Raw genomic sequence first — 16,237 nt, forward strand, 5'->3', positions numbered from 1 at the left:
AGGAGAGTCCAATGCTCCCCCTGATCCCCATTGCCCTGGGCATCGCCCAGGCCGCCGCGCCCTGGCTAGTCTCTAGGGTCTTGGGTGACGAGGCCGGGCTTGTTGCAAGCCGGGTGGTCCAGGCCGCCCAAGGGACCACAGGTGCCGCGTCGCCCGATGAGGCTCTTGCAGCCGTCCGCGCCACCCCCGAGACCGCCGCCCGAGTGCAAGAGGCCTTAGCGCGGCTCGAAGCTGACTTGGCCCGCGAGGACACGGCCCGACTCCAAGCCATCAACGAGACGGCCCGCACCGAGAGTCGGTCCGAAGACCCTTATGTCCGGCGCTGGCGCCCGACTTGGGGGTACGTCACCGCCGCCACCTGGGCGGTCCAGGGCGTGGGGGTGCTTGCCGCCCTAGTCGGTGCCGTGGTCGCCACCCTCGAGGGCAAGACCGCCGCCGTCACGGCGCTCCTGACCGGGGCGTCAGAGCTGGCGGGCGCACTGACGCTCCAGTGGGGTGTGGCGTTGGCGGTGCTGGGCGTGGCTGTCCAGCAGCGCACCCGTGACAAAGAGGCCGCCCAGGGCTCGCCGCCGCCCACGATGTGGGAGGTGGTGGGAGGAGTCCTGACCCGCAAAGGGGGGAAGGGATGAGCATGCACGAAGCATGGGACCTACTGACTCAGGCGGTGCCGCTCGTCTCCTTGGGGACAACGGTCCTCGGGGGGGCGGTGCTCTGGCGTCTGTCTCGGGTATTTGTGACGCGTGAAGCGCTGGACCGCCACGCCGAACACGAAGCGGCGTGGCGAGGTACGCACGACGCCCGGTACGAAGAGGTGGCGGAGCGCCTCGACCAAGGGGCCCGGCGATTTGCTGTCCTGGAGGCAACGATCAACGCGCTCCCTTCGCAAGCGGATGTCCGTGCTCTGGGCCAGCAAGTGGCCGACCTGCGTGCCGATGTGGCGCGGCTGGCCGGTCAACTGGAGGGGGCCCAGGGTCTGACCGCTCGGCTGGAGAGGGTCGTTGATATGCTGACCGAGCACCACTTGCAGCAGGAGCGCCGGCCATGACCCTGGAAGAGCGTGTGCGCGAGGACCGCCGCTTGTGTGTGCTGCGCCTCCTTGCCGAGGATGCCGACTACACCCTCAACACCTCCATTTTGCAGTCCGCCTTGACCGATCTGGGCCACGGCATCGCGCGCGACGTGGTCGAAAGCGATGCGGCTTGGCTGGAGGAGCAGGGTTTAGTATCCCGAGAAAGTCTCGGCGGCGGTAAGGTCATTGTGGTGCGCCTGCTTGGGAGGGGGCTCGACGTGGCCCAGGGCAAGGCGACGGTGCCCGGCGTCAAGCGCCCTAGGCCCGGAGGCTGACTGGATGCCCCGGAAATCGCGCATTCAAACCGACTTGTCGGCGGAGGATTTGGAGGCCTTCAACCGTCTGCTGGCGGGTGGACGTTTGACCATTGACGACCTGCAAGACTGGCTGGAGGCACGGGGCTACGACATCAGTCGGTCGGCGGTCGGGCGCCATGTCAAATCCTACTCCCAAGTCGCGGAGCGCCTGCGCCAGTCGCGCGAGGTGGTCGAGGCTTTGGCCCGTGAACTACCCGATGCCGCCACCCAAGGCAAGCAAGGCCGTCTTTTGGTCGAGATGACCAGAGGGCTCGCCTTCGACCTTTTGGAGCGCATGCAAGCCGAGGGCGACGCCGCGCCCAAAGATATCCAGGCCCTGGGCAAAGCGTTCGCCGAGTTGGGCCGGGCGGCGAGGTTGGATCAGGACTTTGAAGAGAAGGTGGCCAAACTCAAGGAACAGACGCGCCGGGAGTATGAGGCGGAGCTAAAGCGCAAGATCGAGGAGGCGGCCGGCAAGGGCGGTTTCGACGCCGCCGCCGCCGAGGAGGCGCGGCGCATTCTTGGGTTTGCGTGATGGCTGCGCCACCACTGATCGCGTTCCTGCCCTATCAGCGGCAATGGCTGGAAGACCGCGCCCGCTTCAAAATCGGGATGTTCGCGCGCCAGACAGGCAAAACATACACCACCTGCGCCGAAATTGTGGACGACTGCATCCAAGCCGAAATCAAGGGGCGGCGCGTGCGATGGGTCATTCTGTCGCGCGGCGAGCGGCAGGCGGCCGAGGCCATGGATGAGGCTATTAAGCCATTCTGCAAAGCCTTTTACGCTGTTTACCGCACGGTGTTGGCGGGTCGGCAGGCCCCCACGTTCTCGACTGAGGCGTTCGTAGTAGACAAGCCGGAAGGTGGCAGCGTGACCTACAAGGCACTTGAGGTGCGCTTCCCGTCAGGGTCGCGGATCACCGCCCTACCCGCCAATCCCGATACGGCACGCGGCTACTCAGCCAATGTCTTCTTAGACGAATTCGCCTTCCATAAAGACAGTCGCGAGATCTGGCGAGCCTTGTTCCCGGTGGTGTCCAAGGCTGGGCTGCGCCTGCGCATCACGTCAACGCCCAACGGTAAGGCCAACAAATTTTACGAGCTTTGGACGGCCCAGGACACGGGATGGAGCCGGCATGAGGTGTCGTTGAGGCAGGCTGTCACCGAGGGTCTGGACCGGGACATTGAGGCCCTGCGGGCGGCCTTGAACGATGACGACGCTTGGGCGCAGGAGTACGAATTACAGTTTCTTGAGGAGGCCGGGGCGTGGCTGTCCTTTGACTTGATTACGGCCGTTGAACACGCCGACGCCGGTCAAGCCACTGCCTACCAGGGCGGCGACGTGTACATCGGCAATGACATTGCGCGGCGCCGGGACCTTTGGGTGGCGTGGGTCCTGGAGCGGGTGGGGGATGTGCTTTGGACGCGCGAGATCGTCGAGTGCAAAGGCATCAGCTTCGCGGAACAAGACGCTATCCTGGATGACCTTGTTGCCCGCTACCGGGTGCGGCGGATCGCCATGGACCAGACCGGCATGGGCGAAAAGCCGGTGGAAGACGCCAAGCGGCGGTACGGTAGCTTGCGGGTTGAAGGTGTGCTGATGACCGGCGCGACACCCCTGAATGTTGCTACGACCGCCCGGCAGGCGTTCGAGGATCGCAAGATCCGCATCCCAGCAGGCAACGTCGTGCTGCGCGCCGACCTGCACAAGATCAAAAAAGTGGTGGGAGCGACTGGCGCACCGCGCCTGTTGGCTGACCGGGATGGAGCGGGTCACGCTGACCGGGCGTGGGCCTGTTTCATGGCTCTAGCCGCTGCCGCTGGAGGGGGCATTACCTACGCCTACGACCCCGCTCCCCCACCCGCCCCCACGCCAGACGGTGACGACCAAGACGACGCCCCCGGCCTGTTTGGCCCGGGGACTTATTAACAAGGAGTCGCCATGCCTGCGACGATTTACGGCCCCGATGGCGAGCCGATCCGGCGCCGAGACCTGCAAGACGAGATCAGCGGCCCGACGCTGACGGGCGTGCGCTCGCCCTGGCGTGAGGCCATGGCCTCTGACGTGACGCCGCGCAAGGTGGCGCGGCTGCTGCGTGCTGCCGACCAAGGTGATGGCGCCGCCTATCTAGCCCTGGCCGACGACATTGAGGAGCGCGACCTGCACTACGCGGCGGTGCTCGGGGTGCGCAAGCGCCAAGTCTCCCAGCTCCCGATCGCGGTCGAGGCCGCCAGCGATGCGCGCGACGACGTAGCCGCTGCCGACTTGGTGCGGGAGTGGCTGGCCCGCGATGAGTTGGAGGATGACCTATTCGACTTGCTCGATGCGCTGGGCAAGGGCTACGCCGTGGCGGAGCTGCTATGGGAGCTGTCGGCGGGAGGGCAGCGCCTGTGGCCCCGGCTAGAGGCCCGCGACCCCGCTTGGTTTCGCTTCGACCGCCGCGACGGCCGCACCCCCCTGCTCCTCGACGATGGTGGGCAAGAGCGCCCGTTACCGCCTTGGAAGTTCGTAATCCACCGAGGGCGTTTCAAAACCGGAATCCCCTTGCGCTCCGGCTTGGCTCGGGCCGCCGCTTGGGCGTGGTGCTTCAAGAGTTTCGATCTTAAGGCGTGGCTGATCCTCTGCGAGGTCTATGGCCACCCCTTGCGTCTTGGTAAGTACGACACCGGCGCCAGCGAGAAGGACAAAGACACGCTGATGCGCGCAGTGCGAGGCATCGCCCAGGACACTGCCGCGATCATCCCCCAGGGGGTGGAGATCGAGTTTATCGACACCAAGATTACGTCGAGCGGCCAGTTGTATGAGCGGTTGGTCACGTACTGGGACCAGCAGGTCTCCAAGTTAGTGCTCGGGCAGGTGGGCACTACCGACGCCATCGCCGGGGGGTACGCCGTAGGCAAGGTGCATGACGGCGTGCGCGAGGACATTGAGCGCGCGGACGCCAAGGCGTTGGCTGGGACGCTTAACCGAGACGCGGTGCGTCCCTTGGTGGATATCAACCTCGGACCGCGTGACGCATACCCCCGCGTCCGCATCGGGCGGACTGAGGAGACCGACCTTGCCCAGCTGACCGGAGCCCTCCAGGTCCTAGTCCCTCTGGGGCTGCGGGTCAGTGCGTCCGAAGTGCGCGATAAGCTCGGGTTGGCCGACCCCGATGCTGACGAGGCGGTGTTGACGCCCCCGGCGCCCGTGCTGACGGCGGCCCACTCCCAAAAGCCACCCCTCCCCACCTCCACCGCTCCCCGAGATAGCTCCGACCGAGCGGTGGCGCAGCTTTTGGAGGCGAGCACCCCCACCCTCCAGGGCTGGCTCGGCGAGATCCGTGCCCTGGTCGAGGCTTCGCCGGACCTCGAAACAGCGATCGACCGCTTGTCAGCCCTGAGACCGGACGCGTCCCTTGAGGCTCTGCAACGCCTGATGCAAGACGCCTTGCTGGCCCAGGCTCTGGGAGGAGCGGCCGAGGTCCCGGGAGGTGGGGATGCCTGAGGTGTCCGATGGGCTTCCCTTCAAGGAGGCGATCCGCTTTTTCGAGTCAAAGACTCGCCTGCCAACCCGCGCCTATACCGACATCAAAGGCGGTGCCCACGCCCGCAGTTTCACCATGGCCGGCGCCACGCGCGATGCTTTGTTGTCAGACATGCACCGTGCCTTGATTGCCACATTCAAGTCTGGGCACACCAAGGACGATTTTTTGGAGGATTTCGACGCCATCGTTGCGCATCATGGCTGGGATTTTTATGGCGAGCGACGGTGGCGGGCGGCGCTGATCTACGACACGAACCTCCGCATGGCCCACGCGGCGGGCCGCTGGGAGCAAATCCAAGCCCAGGCAGACCGTGAGGCGCAGGCCGGACGGCCCCTCTACTTGCGTTATGTGGCGCTGTTGGACGGTCACACCCGACCCGAGCACGCAGCATGGCACGGGGTCACGCTGCCGCACGATCACCCGTGGTGGCGGGCGCATTATCCGCCGAACGGCTGGAACTGCCGGTGTGACGTCCAATCCCTGACCGAGCGCGACCTCAAGCGCTACGGCATCACCCCGACGCCTGAGGACCAAGTCCCGCCCACCGAGTTGGTGCCGCGCCAAGTGCGACTGGCGGACGGGTCCTATGAGACCTGGGAGACCCCGCGCGGCATCGACCCGGGGTTTGACTATAACGTCGGCCAGAGCTGGCTTGAGGGCGCGGTGCCTCCGCCGCTGTCAGGGCCACTGCCGCCACCCGCCGCGCCCCTGCGGCCCGCCCCAGACCTCCCCCCGTTGCCTCCCCCGCGCCCGGTGCCGCCTGAGGTTACCACACCGCTCGCGGATGGGCTGGGCGACGAGGCTTATATCAAGGCGTTTTTGGGCGTGTTTGGGGGTGATATCGGCAAGCCCGTGCCTTTTCGGGATGCCGTCGGGAATTTGCTGGCGATCGGGGAGGAGTTGTTTATTGATCGCAGGGCAACTTCGGCCGCGCGGAAGATATCTCCTGACGCGCCGCCTGTGTGGAAGGTCGAGAAAAATGGCCGGCACCTGATTTTACCGCTACTGGCCTATGCCTTAAAAGACCCCGACGAAATCTGGCTGGACTGGTTCGAGGCCAAGGGTGGCTCGGTATTGCGGCGGCGTTACCTGCGCCGCTTCGAGGGGCTGTTGCTCCCCCCTGAAGCGCCCATGACAGCCGGTGCTGTTGCGGCGTTTGAGTGGACCCATCTTGGGTGGACGGGCACCACCATCCACCCCTCGGCCCGCAACCAACAAACAGAAGGCCAGCGACACGGTGTCTTGCTATGGTGCAAGAGGATAGATGGCGGCAGGTAAATTGGCCCGGCGGTGCTGCCCCCGTGCGGGCCAAATCGCCCCCCTAGGGCAGCCGACAGCGGCTTCGGCATAGGGCGATCTCTGGGGATCAATATACCGCACCACCGCCCGGCGGGCAATACCGGGTGTCCCCCTCAAAAAATCCGTCCCTGGCGCGTGCGCCCCCTTTGAAGTGGGGTTGCCTAGCCTCCCGGTCTGAGGCGCACACAGCCCCCGTCAGACCCCCGTCAGCGGCGACGTTATCGCCCTCCTCCCCCCCTCCTCCCCGTGACCACCCCCTGAACGGCTTCAGGGCTCCCCCACCTCCCGCCCCCCGCTAGTGTCGGCTCACCGCTACCAGGGAGCCGACCCATGCCCCGTGCCGTCTGCCAAGTGAGCCTGCCCGACCAGAGCACTCCCCCGGAGTGGGTGCACCTACTGCCCATGGGGACGGTGCGCGGGGTGGACGGGCGCGGCCCTTATGTGCTGCGCGACCAAGCCCATGCCGCCCAGGTGATTGCTGCCAGTGGCACCGGCGTGGATCTGCCCATTGATTATGACCACGACGCCATTTTGCCCAACGGGCGCCGGCCCATTGCAGCGGGCTGGATCAAGGCCCTGGACGCCCGACCCGATGGGATCTGGGGGAGGGTCGAGTGGACCACGGCGGCGGCGGCGCACCTGACCGCCCGCGAGTACCGCTACCTCTCTCCTGTGATTGACCACACCCGCTCCGGCGACGTGCTGCGCTTGCGCATGGCCGGCCTCACCAACACCCCCAACCTGTCCGCCCTCACGGCCCTTGCCTCACAGGAGCAACTGGACGCCATGGATCTCCTTGTCCCGATCCGGGCCGCGCTCGGCCTGCCCGATAGCGCCACACCCGACCAGATCACCGCCGCCGCCGCCCAGAGCCGTCAGGCAGCGCAGACACTGACGGGGGTGGCGCGGGCGCTCGGTCTCCCCGACGCTGCCACGCCCGACCAGATCACCGCCGCCACCCAGGCGCGGACCTCGCCCCCCGCCGCTTCCAACCCGCCCGACCCCAGTCAGTACGTGCCAATGAGCCAGTTTACCGCCTTGTCCGCCGATTTGGCCGCCATGCGCCAGCGGCTGGATACCGACGCGGCCGGCCAAGCGGTCACGGCCGCCCAGGCGCAGGGCAAGGTGACGCCGGCTATGCGCGACTGGGCTCTGGGCTATGCCGCCAAGGACCCACAGGGGTTTACCGCTTGGTGCAGCGCGGCGCCGGTCTTGGTGGCCCCAGGCACGCTTGCGCCGTCCGGCCCGGCCCCGGCCGCTCCCGGGGTCGGCGACCAGGCGGTTACGGCGGTGTGCTCTCAGCTTGGCCTCGACCCCAAGGCGCTCACCACCCCCGCCACCAAGGAGGCGTAAGTCATGGCTGCCCTCACCTCTGACCGCGACACGCCCGCCCGCGACGGCCGGCTGTTTGTTCACCCCGTCAAGGCGGGTGTGGCGATCTACGCCGGGGCTTTGGTCATGCTTGATGCGACCGGCGCCGCCGTGCCGGCGAGTGCCGCCACCACCCTCAAGCCGGCGGGCCGAGCGGCTTACGCCATGACGGGTGGCTCGGCTGACGGCGACGCATCGGTCACGGTCGAGCGCGGGTGTTTCCGGTGGGGCAATGCCGGCGACATCACCCGCACCCACACCGGGTCCGCCGCTTACGCCGTCGATGACCAGACCGTCTCCGCCACCGCGACCGGACGGTCAGCGTGTGGTGTTATCCGCGACATCGACGCCTTAGGCGTGTGGGTGGAGGTCTGACCCATGATTATCAGCCAAGCCAGCCTGTCCGCTATCACGACCGGTTTTCGGGTGCTGTACCAGGGAGCCTTTGATGCGGCGCCGTCGGATTGGGACAAGATCGCCACCGAGGTGCCCAGCACCACCCGCCAGCAGACCTATGCCTGGCTGGGCACCACGACCCGCTTCCGGGAGTGGGTCGGCGATCGTGTGTACCAGAACCTGGGCGCGCACCAGTATGCGATTCCCAACAAGTCGTGGGAAAACAGCATCGAAGTAAACCGTGACGACATCGAGGACGATCAGCTTGGTGTCTACAGGCCACTGGTCACTCAATTGGCGCAAGACGCCAAGACTCACCCCGACGAGCTGGTGTTAATGGTGAGGGCGGCCAGGTCGGCGTAGGCCGCCGTTTTGGCCGTGGCGTCCTGGCCTGAGCCAAAGACGAGGGCCGCCTTGGCAACCTCAGCGAGGCGCACGACAGCCACCCCGTGAGCATCCCCGCCCGAAGCGTCCACAGAGGCAAACAAAATGCCAGCAGCGGCTTGGGTGCCATCGGAAGCGCCGTTGTCGTAAGCGGCGTATTTGCCCGAGGCCGTGACCTTACCCAGCACAGCGCCGGCCTGGAGATCCTGGCCGGATACGACAGTAATGCGCTCACGGGAAATGGAGCCATTGCCCTCGGAGACGAGGAACGCGCCGGCATGCAGGGTTTCAGTGAGAGTTGTCATGATGCCTCCTTACCCGGCAAAGCCAGCCAGCTTATTGGCCCGCGCAATGGCGTCGGCGTGGGAGTGTGTCGCGCCACCTCCAGCGGCCACTCCCGCCGCCGCTTCGGGCGTCAGCGTGTTGACGATGGCCGTGGCCGTGCTATCGGCGGCGAGGCGATCCCACAACGCCTTGCGCGCCGCCTCGGGCGACGTGCCGGCCGCCAGGAACTCGCGCTCCAGCGCCTGTGCATCGAGCGACGGGCTCAGGCGCTTGGCCGTGGCGCAGGTCGCCCTGATCTCGCCGGTCGCATCGAGCTTCGCCTTAACCTCGGCGACACTCAGGCCGGCCGCCATGAAGCCGTCCGCCAGGGCCGGAGCGCCGGCGGCGGTGCACATCTTGGCGATGGTCGCGCATCGATCACGCTCGGCGGCCAGGGGGTCGGGGGTGGCGCTGGCAGCGGCCGGCGTCGGCGGTGTGCCGTTTTCCGACATATTGGGGGTCTCCTGGGGGTGGACGGTTTGGGGGGCGGGAGTCGTCATGAGGGCACGCGCCGGCCACTTGTTCGCCGACGCCACCGCGGCAATGCCCTTGGGCACGTGTGCGTACCGATGCCAGCCGCCAAAGGCGACCGGGTCCGCAGGCTTGTTGTCATTGGTTGCGCCATCGGCGCGGTCGGCGAACCCTTGGGCCACGGCCTCTTCAGGCCCCAACCAGACTTCACGCTTCATCAGGGCGCGCATTTCGGTCACGGGCTTGCCGGTCTTGTCGGCGTAGACCTGAGCATAAGCGTCGCCCAGCGCGTCTAGGGCATCAGCGGATGCGCGGTGCTCTTCGGCGGTCCCCCACGTGCACCCGCTGGGGTCGTGGATCATCATGACAGCGCCAGGCCGCATCACCGTCTTGCCCGCCATCGCCAACAAGGAAGCCGCAGAAGCCGCCCAGCCCTCGATCACGATTTCAACCGCGCCCCGGTGCATCGACAAGGCGGAGTGGATGGCGGCGCCCTCGGTTGCCAGCCCGCCGCCGCTATTCAGGCGCACCCTGATGTCCGTGGCACGTCCGACCTGAGCCAGAGCGGCCAGCACATCGGCGAAGGTGAAGCAATCATCCTCCTCCCAGAGCCGGCCGACCGTGCCAGTCAGCACGATCTCGGTACCATTCACCACGCACGCCATCAGACGCCCTCCGTCTCTGTCGTCTTTGTCGGGTCGCTCACCGCGCGACGCCCGTCGCTGTCGTAGGACAGACCAACCGCATCGGCGCGAGCGTTGTCGGCCGCCTGTTCCGCGTCGATTTGCTCCGCGTCATAGCCCTGCTCGCTGACCACCTCGGCCCGGCTCTTGAAGCCGTTGCGCACCGCCATTTGCTGCGACTGCACGTCCTGGACCGGGTGAATATAGCTCCAGCCCTGCGGCACCCACTTGACCCGCAACAGGTCGCGTTCGGTCATGCTGCGCGGGGGTCGGACAGCGCCCGACAAAACGGCCGCCGCCATCCATTGGCGATGCGTCGGGCGGCACATTTGGAAAACCGCGAGGTGGTGCTGCCACGCCTGGCAGCGGCGGCGGAACTCATTGACGGAGGCCCGGAAAGTACGGTCGTTGACTTGGCTGTAATCGCCGGTCAACTGCTCGTACAGAACCCCCGCCGCCGAAGCCACGAGGCGCCGTTGCGCGCGCAAAAAGACCTCGTAATTCCCACCGACATCAACGGGCGCCGTGAACTCGACATCCTCGCCCGGCTCCAGGTCTTGCATGGTGCCAGGCTCCAAGGACACATGCCCGATCCCGTCCTCGATCTCAGCGCCACCACCCCAGGCTTCGGCCAGATCCTCAGGCGTCATGCCCTCGGGTACCGGCCGGCGGCGGAAGCCGACGAACATGGCGGCAATCTGCTTGCGCTTCAGCTCGGCGTCGTCGTACTGGGCCAGTTCGTTCAGCTTCACCAGAGCGCGCGTCAGCCACGGCTCACCCCGAACCTGCCCGGGGCGGCGCACCTGCATCAGGTGGAAAACCTCGCTTGCGGGGACGCGCACCGGTAATCCGGCCTGCATACGCGGATTGGTGCCGTCGTAGGGGTGCTCGCGGTAAAACCAGTAAGCGGTGCGCGACCCGAACGGCGTGAACTCGACACCCGAGATGATGCTGTTGGCGCCGTTCATCTCCGACTTTTCAGCGGGGCAAAACTCGCCCTCAAGGACCTGGATTTGCAGAGGCACGTCCAAGCCATCTTCGGGTCGGCGCAGTCGGAAGCGGCCAAAGGCGTCGCCTCCCTCAATCATCGACCGCACGGCCAAGGCCTGGAGGCCGTAAAAGTCCAGTTGCCCGGCCGGGTCGGCCTCGTCCGTCCAGTCCAGCCATAGGGCCGCCAAATCCTTGTTCAATCCCGCGTCCGATGTTGCGAACTGAGGCTTGATCCCGGTGCCGATGACGTTGGTCACAGCCACGTCGATGGCGGCATCGGCGAGAGGGTCGTTGCGCACCGCATCGCGCGAGCGGTTGCGCAAGGTCGGGAGGCTGGCCGCTGGCGCGTTTGGCCCACCATTCACCCCGCCCCAGGAACGAGAACGCCGCCCTGTTGAGGTGGCGTCATAGGAGGCGGTGAAGGCACGCCACGCGGCCTTGGTGCGGCGAAGGAGGCTCAAAGCCCGGATCCTCCGTAAAAGCGCACCGTGCGCACACGTTTCACCGACTGGAGGCGGCCGATCTCCGCCTCAATCTCCCGGATGATCGCGTCCTGGCCGCTGATTCGATACGACACCGACGATCCATCGGCATAACTCATCTGACTAACCAGCGACCGCCGAATGTTCCGCGCCTCGGCAAGCTGCGCTTCCAACTCTTCAAGCGTTGCCATCAAATCACCTATTCATCCAGTTCGAGCGCGCCATCGGCCGAACAAACTGCGCGTGCATTTCCATTGCGCGCCAAGCGTCGGGGTCACCGTGCCTGACAGCGTGGCGCACGAGCCCCTCAAAAGCTTCGTCGGCAGGGGGGCTGTCTTCCCGACCCGGTGGCGGCGGCGGCCCTGGCGGCAGCGGCCGGGGCTGACGGGATCACCGCCCACCTGCGCGAAGACCGCCGCCACATCCGCGATCGGGACATTGAGCGTCTGAAGGCCGAGATCGCCCTTCCTTTGAACATGGAAATGGCCGCCACCCCGGAGATGCAAGCCATCGCCCTTGCGGTGCAGCCGCATGCCGTTTGTCTGGTGCCCGAAAAGCGCGAGGAACGCACCACGGAAGGGGGCCTTGATGTCATCGGCGGTCGCGCCTCCCTGGCGCCGGTGATCCGCTCCCTGAGCGACGCGGGGATCCGGGTCTCGCTGTTCGTGGAGCCCGAGGCAGCCGTCCTGGAAATGGCGAAAACCTTGGGAGCGCCGGTGGTGGAACTGCACACCGGGGCCTACTGCGACGCCCCCGCAGGCCCGGCGCGCGAGGCCGAACTGCGCCGGTTGCAACAAGCCGCCCGCCACGCCGAGGCCTTGGGGCTGGAATGCCACGCCGGCCATGGCCTGACCTATGACACCGTGGGCGCGGTCGCGGCCATTCCCACCCTTGTTGAGCTGAACATTGGGCATTTCCTGATGGGTGAGGCCTTGTTTGTCGGTCTGAGCGAGTCGATCAAGCGGATGCGGGCCGCAATGGACCAGGGGCGGGTCTGAAAAAGGGACGGCTGGGGAGGCGCGGCCTCCCCAGTCCCCTCCTTCCCTCGGGCCGGGCTTCTTGACAAGGCCGGTGGTAGAGGGCTTGATCCCCCCCGGCGGCCGGAGCCCCAGCGTCGTCATCTTTTTTCTCTATGCGTTACGAGAGCCCGTACATGAATCGAAAAAAAGGCGGCGGCCTCGGGGAAACCATCAAGACGGTGGCGTATGCCTTTCTCATCGCCATCTTGATCCGCACCTTCGCCTACGAGCCTTTCCGAATCCCCTCGGGCTCGATGATCCCCACCTTGTTGGTGGGCGACTATTTGTTTGTCTCAAAATATGCCTATGGGTATTCTCGCCATTCATTTCCGTTTGGCTTGATTCCTTTCGAGGGTCGGGTCTTCGGATCGGCCCCACAGCGGGGCGACGTGGTCGTGTTCAAGGAGCCCAGCGACACCAGCGTTGATTTCATCAAGCGCGTGGTAGGACTGCCCGGCGACCGGATTCAGGTGCTCAACGGCATCTTGCATGTTAACGGCGAGCCGGTGCGACGCGAGCGCATGGAAGACTATGTGCGCCGCGATCCCTCTGGCAGTGTCCTGCGTCAGACTCGCTATCTGGAAACCTTGCCCGAGGGACTGTCTCATCCCATCTTGGAAATCCATGGGGATGACTACTTCCTGGATAACACCCGGGTCTTTCTCGTCCCCGAGGGTCACTATTTCATGATGGGTGACAACCGGGACAGCAGCCAGGACAGCCGCACGTCGGTCGGCTTCGTGCCCGCCGAAAATCTCGTGGGTCGGGCCGAGTTTCTGTTTTTCTCACATGACGGCTCGGCCGCGTTGTGGGAACCTTGGAAGTGGCCTCATGCCATCCGCTGGGATCGTTTCTTCCAGGCGATACACTGACCATGAGCACCAAAAACACGACGGCGGATCTGGCCTCGCTCCAGAACGTGCTGGGCCATCGCTTCACCGATGTGACTCTCCTCGACCGGGCCTTGACCCATCGCTCCCGCGAGGGACGGCCGTCGTATGAGCGCTTGGAGTTCCTGGGGGACCGGGTGTTGAGCTTGGTGGTCGCCGACCTCCTCTACACCCGCTTCCCCAACGAGGACGAGGGCGCCTTGGCCCGACGCCACGCTCACCTCGTGCGCCAAGACACGGTGGCGCGTGTGGCAAGCGCTCTTGGCCTGGGCGAGCGCATGCGCGTTGCGCGAGGCGAAGCCGACCTGGGGGCTCAGTCCAACCCCTCCTTGCTCTGTGATGTGTGCGAAGCGGTTCTGGGGGCCCTGTATCGCGATGGCGGCATGGAGCAGGCCCGGCGCGTGATCAGCCAATGGTGGTCGCCTTTGGTTGAGGAAGATCCCACCCCGCCGCGCGACGCCAAAACCGCCTTGCAGGAATGGGCCCAGGGACGAGGCCTGCCCCTGCCCGCCTACGATGAGGAAAGCCGGGAAGGCCCCGCCCACAAGCCCGTCTTTACCGTGCGGGTGTCCGTCCAGGGCCATGGGGCGGAAGCCGCCAGCGGCCCCTCCAAACGTATCGCCGAGCAGGCCGCTGCCCGATGTCTCCTTGAAAGGCTGACCCTTGATGTCTCCTGAAACCGCCTCTGCCGACGTGATGCGATGCGGCTTTACCGCCGTCATCGGCCCACCGAACGCGGGCAAAAGCACTTTGGTCAACCAGTTGGTGGGGGCCAAGGTCACCATCGTGACCCACAAGGCCCAGACCACCCGCTCGCGAGTCCGCGGTGTGATCGTGCGGGGGTCGTCCCAGGTGGTGTTGATCGACACCCCGGGTATTTTTAATCCACAAAAGCGCTTCGATCGGGCCATGGTCGCCGCCGCCTGGGAAGGCACCTTGGAAGCCGATCGCGTCTTGTTGGTGGTCGATGCCCGCAAAGGGCTGACCGACGGGGTCGTGGGCATCTTGGAACGCCTGAAGGACGCGGGGCGCCCGTGCCTGCTCGCCCTTAACAAGGTGGATGTGATCGAACGCCCGCGCCTCCTGGAGATCGCGGCCCAGTTTAACGCGGTCTTACCCTTCGAGCGCATTTTCATGATCAGCGCGCTCACCGGGAGCGGCTGCGAGGACATTTTGTCGTACCTCGCGGCCCACGCCCCGGAAGGCCCGTGGATGTTCGACGAGGACGATCTCTCCGACCTGTCGCAACGCCTGTTGGCCGCCGAGATCACGCGCGAAAAAGTCTACCTCCAGCTCCACGACGAACTCCCCTACGCCGCCGCCGTGGTCACGGAAACCTGGGAAGAGCGCGCGGATGGCTCGGTCCGCCTGGAACAACTCATCTTGGTGGAACGCGACACCCAGCGCGCCATCGTCCTGGGCAAGGGGGGCCAGCGCATCAAGGCTCTGGGGCAAGCCGCCCGCCGCGAGCTGATGGAAATCCTGGAACGCCCCGTGCACCTCTTCTTACACGTCAAGGTGAGCGAGCGCCTCTGGGAAGATCGGGAGCAGTACGCCGCTTGGGGCCTGGAGTACGATGTCTAACCTGAGCGGCGCCCCCCCCTCAATGCCCCCCCTTCGATGAACGTCACCGGCATTTTCCTCCTGTGGGGGGCGTTGGCCGTGGTCGGCTTCCTTGGGGCCCGGCGCCGCCGTCCCCTGCCCGTCTGGGCCCTGGCGGCGGCGGTGTTCACGGCGGCGCTGTGTCTTGTTTTGGGCTTGGTGTTGATTTTGCCATGACCGCCTGGGATGATGAGGGACTGGTGCTCTCGACCCGCCCCCTGGGTGAAACCGACACCATGGTGGTGATCCTCACCGCCGAGCATGGCCGCCACGCCGGCGCCCTGCCCGGCGGCCAGGGTCGGGTTTTGCGGCCGCAGACCCAGACCGGCACCGTGGTCCAGGTGACATGGCAAGCTCGGCTGGAAGAACACCTGGGCACGTGGCGCCTGGAGGCCTTGGAGAGTGTCGCTCCGCGCGTGCTCAACGACCGGGACCGGCTGGCCGCCTTGGCGTCTGTGTGTGCGCTGTGCGAGGTATTCTTGCCCGAGCGCGATCCCTTCCCCGAGGTTTTTGACGGACTGCGTCTGGTCCTGGGCCTCCTGGCCGAGGAAGAGGAGTTTTTGGTGTGGGCCGGGGCGCTGGCCTGTTTCGAGCGCGACCTGCTGGATGCCCTGGGCTTTGGCCTGGATCTGGAAAGTTGTGCCCTGACCGGGGCCCTTGAGGATCTTGCTTATGTATCGCCGCGCACCGGGCGGGCCGTCACCCGCGCGGCGGCGGGGCCGTGGATCGAGCGGCTGCTGGTGCTGCCCGCCTTTTTACGCGATGACAGCGTTCCCGAGACGCCCGAGGCGGTGGGCGCCGCCCTGACCTTGACCGGGCACTTCTTGGGCCGTGTCAGCGAGGTGCCCTTGCCCGAGGCTCGGACGCGTTTTGTGGGCCGCCTTGTGCGTTAAAAAAAGGCTGGGGAGGCTTGCCTCCCCAGACCCCTGCTTCCGTTCAGCCTTTATCGCGCAGGACCCGCGCCTTGTCGCGGTTCCATTCCCGCTCCTTTATTGCGTGGCGCTTGTCGTGGGCCTTGCGGCCCTTGGCAAGACCGAGCTGGACCTTGGCGTAGCCACGATCGCTGAAATACACCAACAGCGGAACCAAGGTCATGCCGTCGCGAGTGATGGCCGCCAACAGGCGCCGCGCCTCGCGCCGGTGGACCAACAGCTTGCGCGGCCGGCGGGTTTCGTGGGCGAACGCCTTCACCGCCTGGCGCCAGTCGGGAATATAGGCGTTGTAGAGGTAGAGGTCGCCATCCTTACCGGCGCCGGCAAACGCATCGGCGATGTTGGCCCGGCCGGTGCGCAAGGACTTGACCTCGGTTCCGGCAAGGACAAGCCCCGCTTCCAGGGTTTCCTCGATGGAATACTCATGGCGGGCGCGGCGGTTTTCCGCGACCCGACCATGGGAGATGAGGGTAGATCCGCCGCGCTCGGCCATGGCTGCC

General features: G+C 66.1%; 20 protein-coding genes and 1 pseudogene. 16 read left to right on the plus strand and 5 right to left on the minus strand.

All coding sequences use genetic code 11. The features are described 5' to 3' along the window. Positions 1–11 precede the first annotated feature (11 nt). The 10 genes from RSPPHO_RS03935 to RSPPHO_RS03980 all read left to right on the plus strand — a co-directional run bounded on the left by RSPPHO_RS03935 (position 12) and on the right by RSPPHO_RS03980 (position 8,323). Complete coding sequence (locus tag RSPPHO_RS03935) at positions 12–629, plus strand: 3TM-type holin (RefSeq protein ID WP_014413982.1); 618 nt, start codon at positions 12–14, stop codon at positions 627–629. Beyond that, on the plus strand, positions 626–1,045 hold the full coding sequence (locus tag RSPPHO_RS03940) for a DUF2730 family protein (RefSeq protein ID WP_041794074.1): 420 nt from the start codon (positions 626–628) through the stop codon (positions 1,043–1,045). The genes RSPPHO_RS03935 and RSPPHO_RS03940 overlap by 4 nt, the downstream gene beginning before the upstream one ends. Further along, positions 1,042–1,344 (plus strand): VpaChn25_0724 family phage protein, encoded by a 303-nt coding sequence (locus RSPPHO_RS03945; protein ID WP_014413983.1) that lies wholly within the window; start codon positions 1,042–1,044, stop codon positions 1,342–1,344. The genes RSPPHO_RS03940 and RSPPHO_RS03945 overlap by 4 nt, the downstream gene beginning before the upstream one ends. Before the next feature lie 4 nt (positions 1,345–1,348). Beyond that, a complete protein-coding gene (locus tag RSPPHO_RS17530; RefSeq protein ID WP_051013633.1) occupies positions 1,349–1,900 on the plus strand; it encodes a phage protein Gp27 family protein in 552 nt (183 codons plus the stop codon). After that, positions 1,900–3,297 (plus strand): terminase large subunit domain-containing protein, encoded by a 1,398-nt coding sequence (locus RSPPHO_RS03955; RefSeq protein ID WP_157879077.1) that lies wholly within the window; start codon positions 1,900–1,902, stop codon positions 3,295–3,297. The genes RSPPHO_RS17530 and RSPPHO_RS03955 overlap by 1 nt, the downstream gene beginning before the upstream one ends. Before the next feature lie 12 nt (positions 3,298–3,309). Continuing rightward, positions 3,310–4,854 (plus strand): DUF935 domain-containing protein, encoded by a 1,545-nt coding sequence (locus RSPPHO_RS03960; RefSeq protein WP_014413986.1) that lies wholly within the window; start codon positions 3,310–3,312, stop codon positions 4,852–4,854. Then, positions 4,847–6,172, plus strand: a complete 1,326-nt coding sequence (locus RSPPHO_RS03965) for a PBECR2 nuclease fold domain-containing protein (protein WP_041794076.1) — start codon at positions 4,847–4,849, stop codon at positions 6,170–6,172. Before RSPPHO_RS03960 ends, RSPPHO_RS03965 begins: the two co-directional genes overlap by 8 nt. 351 nt (positions 6,173–6,523) lie before the next feature. Further along, entirely contained in the window at positions 6,524–7,546 is a 1,023-nt protein-coding gene (locus RSPPHO_RS17535; RefSeq protein WP_014413988.1) for a Mu-like prophage FluMu I protein, read from the plus strand. Positions 7,547–7,549: 3 nt separating this feature from the next. Beyond that, positions 7,550–7,939: a hypothetical protein gene (locus RSPPHO_RS03975; RefSeq protein ID WP_014413989.1), complete on the plus strand. Its 390-nt coding sequence runs from the start codon at positions 7,550–7,552 to the stop codon at positions 7,937–7,939. A gap of 3 nt (positions 7,940–7,942) precedes the next feature. Beyond that, complete coding sequence (locus RSPPHO_RS03980; protein WP_157879078.1) at positions 7,943–8,323, plus strand: Mu-like prophage major head subunit gpT family protein; 381 nt, start codon at positions 7,943–7,945, stop codon at positions 8,321–8,323. On the opposite strand, the gene RSPPHO_RS03985 is transcribed toward RSPPHO_RS03980, so the two are convergent. The 4 genes from RSPPHO_RS03985 to RSPPHO_RS04000 are packed head-to-tail and all read right to left on the minus strand — an operon-like array spanning position 8,275 to position 11,485. Then, positions 8,275–8,649, minus strand: a complete 375-nt coding sequence (locus RSPPHO_RS03985; RefSeq protein ID WP_041794078.1) for a head decoration protein — start codon at positions 8,647–8,649, stop codon at positions 8,275–8,277. The two genes, RSPPHO_RS03980 and RSPPHO_RS03985, sit on opposite strands and share 49 nt — an antisense overlap. Positions 8,650–8,658: 9 nt before the next feature. Continuing rightward, positions 8,659–9,804 (minus strand): head maturation protease, ClpP-related, encoded by a 1,146-nt coding sequence (locus tag RSPPHO_RS17540; protein WP_014413990.1) that lies wholly within the window; start codon positions 9,802–9,804, stop codon positions 8,659–8,661. Beyond that, positions 9,804–11,273 carry a phage portal protein gene (locus RSPPHO_RS03995; protein ID WP_014413991.1) on the minus strand — a complete coding sequence of 490 codons (1,470 nt, stop codon included), beginning with the start codon at positions 11,271–11,273 and terminating at the stop codon, positions 9,804–9,806. The genes RSPPHO_RS17540 and RSPPHO_RS03995 overlap by 1 nt, the downstream gene beginning before the upstream one ends. After that, entirely contained in the window at positions 11,270–11,485 is a 216-nt protein-coding gene (locus RSPPHO_RS04000) for a hypothetical protein (protein WP_041794081.1), read from the minus strand. The genes RSPPHO_RS03995 and RSPPHO_RS04000 overlap by 4 nt, the downstream gene beginning before the upstream one ends. A 132-nt stretch (positions 11,486–11,617) precedes the next feature. Between RSPPHO_RS04000 and RSPPHO_RS04005 the strand changes: the two are divergent. The 6 genes and pseudogenes from RSPPHO_RS04005 to recO form a co-directional block, all read left to right on the plus strand. Continuing rightward, positions 11,618–12,292, plus strand: a pseudogene (locus RSPPHO_RS04005) (pyridoxine 5'-phosphate synthase); the annotation flags it as partial. A 155-nt stretch (positions 12,293–12,447) separates the two neighbouring features. Then, positions 12,448–13,185: a signal peptidase I gene (lepB, locus tag RSPPHO_RS04010; protein ID WP_041794084.1), complete on the plus strand. Its 738-nt coding sequence runs from the start codon at positions 12,448–12,450 to the stop codon at positions 13,183–13,185. 2 nt (positions 13,186–13,187) lie between these two features. Further along, positions 13,188–13,880, plus strand: a complete 693-nt coding sequence (rnc, locus tag RSPPHO_RS04015; RefSeq protein WP_041794086.1) for a ribonuclease III — start codon at positions 13,188–13,190, stop codon at positions 13,878–13,880. Continuing rightward, positions 13,870–14,787 (plus strand): GTPase Era, encoded by a 918-nt coding sequence (era, locus tag RSPPHO_RS04020; protein ID WP_041794089.1) that lies wholly within the window; start codon positions 13,870–13,872, stop codon positions 14,785–14,787. Before rnc ends, era begins: the two co-directional genes overlap by 11 nt. A gap of 36 nt (positions 14,788–14,823) precedes the next feature. Next, positions 14,824–14,982 (plus strand): hypothetical protein, encoded by a 159-nt coding sequence (locus RSPPHO_RS19680; RefSeq protein WP_014413997.1) that lies wholly within the window; start codon positions 14,824–14,826, stop codon positions 14,980–14,982. Continuing rightward, a complete protein-coding gene (gene recO, locus RSPPHO_RS04025; RefSeq protein ID WP_041794091.1) occupies positions 14,979–15,698 on the plus strand; it encodes a DNA repair protein RecO in 720 nt (239 codons plus the stop codon). Before RSPPHO_RS19680 ends, recO begins: the two co-directional genes overlap by 4 nt. 43 nt (positions 15,699–15,741) lie before the next feature. On the opposite strand, the gene smpB is transcribed toward recO, so the two are convergent. Beyond that, complete coding sequence (gene smpB / locus RSPPHO_RS04030) at positions 15,742–16,230, minus strand: SsrA-binding protein SmpB (RefSeq protein ID WP_014413999.1); 489 nt, start codon at positions 16,228–16,230, stop codon at positions 15,742–15,744. Positions 16,231–16,237: the final 7 nt, after the last annotated feature.

The sequence above is a fragment of the Pararhodospirillum photometricum DSM 122 genome, from assembly GCF_000284415.1.
In the GTDB taxonomy this organism is placed as follows: domain Bacteria; phylum Pseudomonadota; class Alphaproteobacteria; order Rhodospirillales; family Rhodospirillaceae; genus Pararhodospirillum; species Pararhodospirillum photometricum.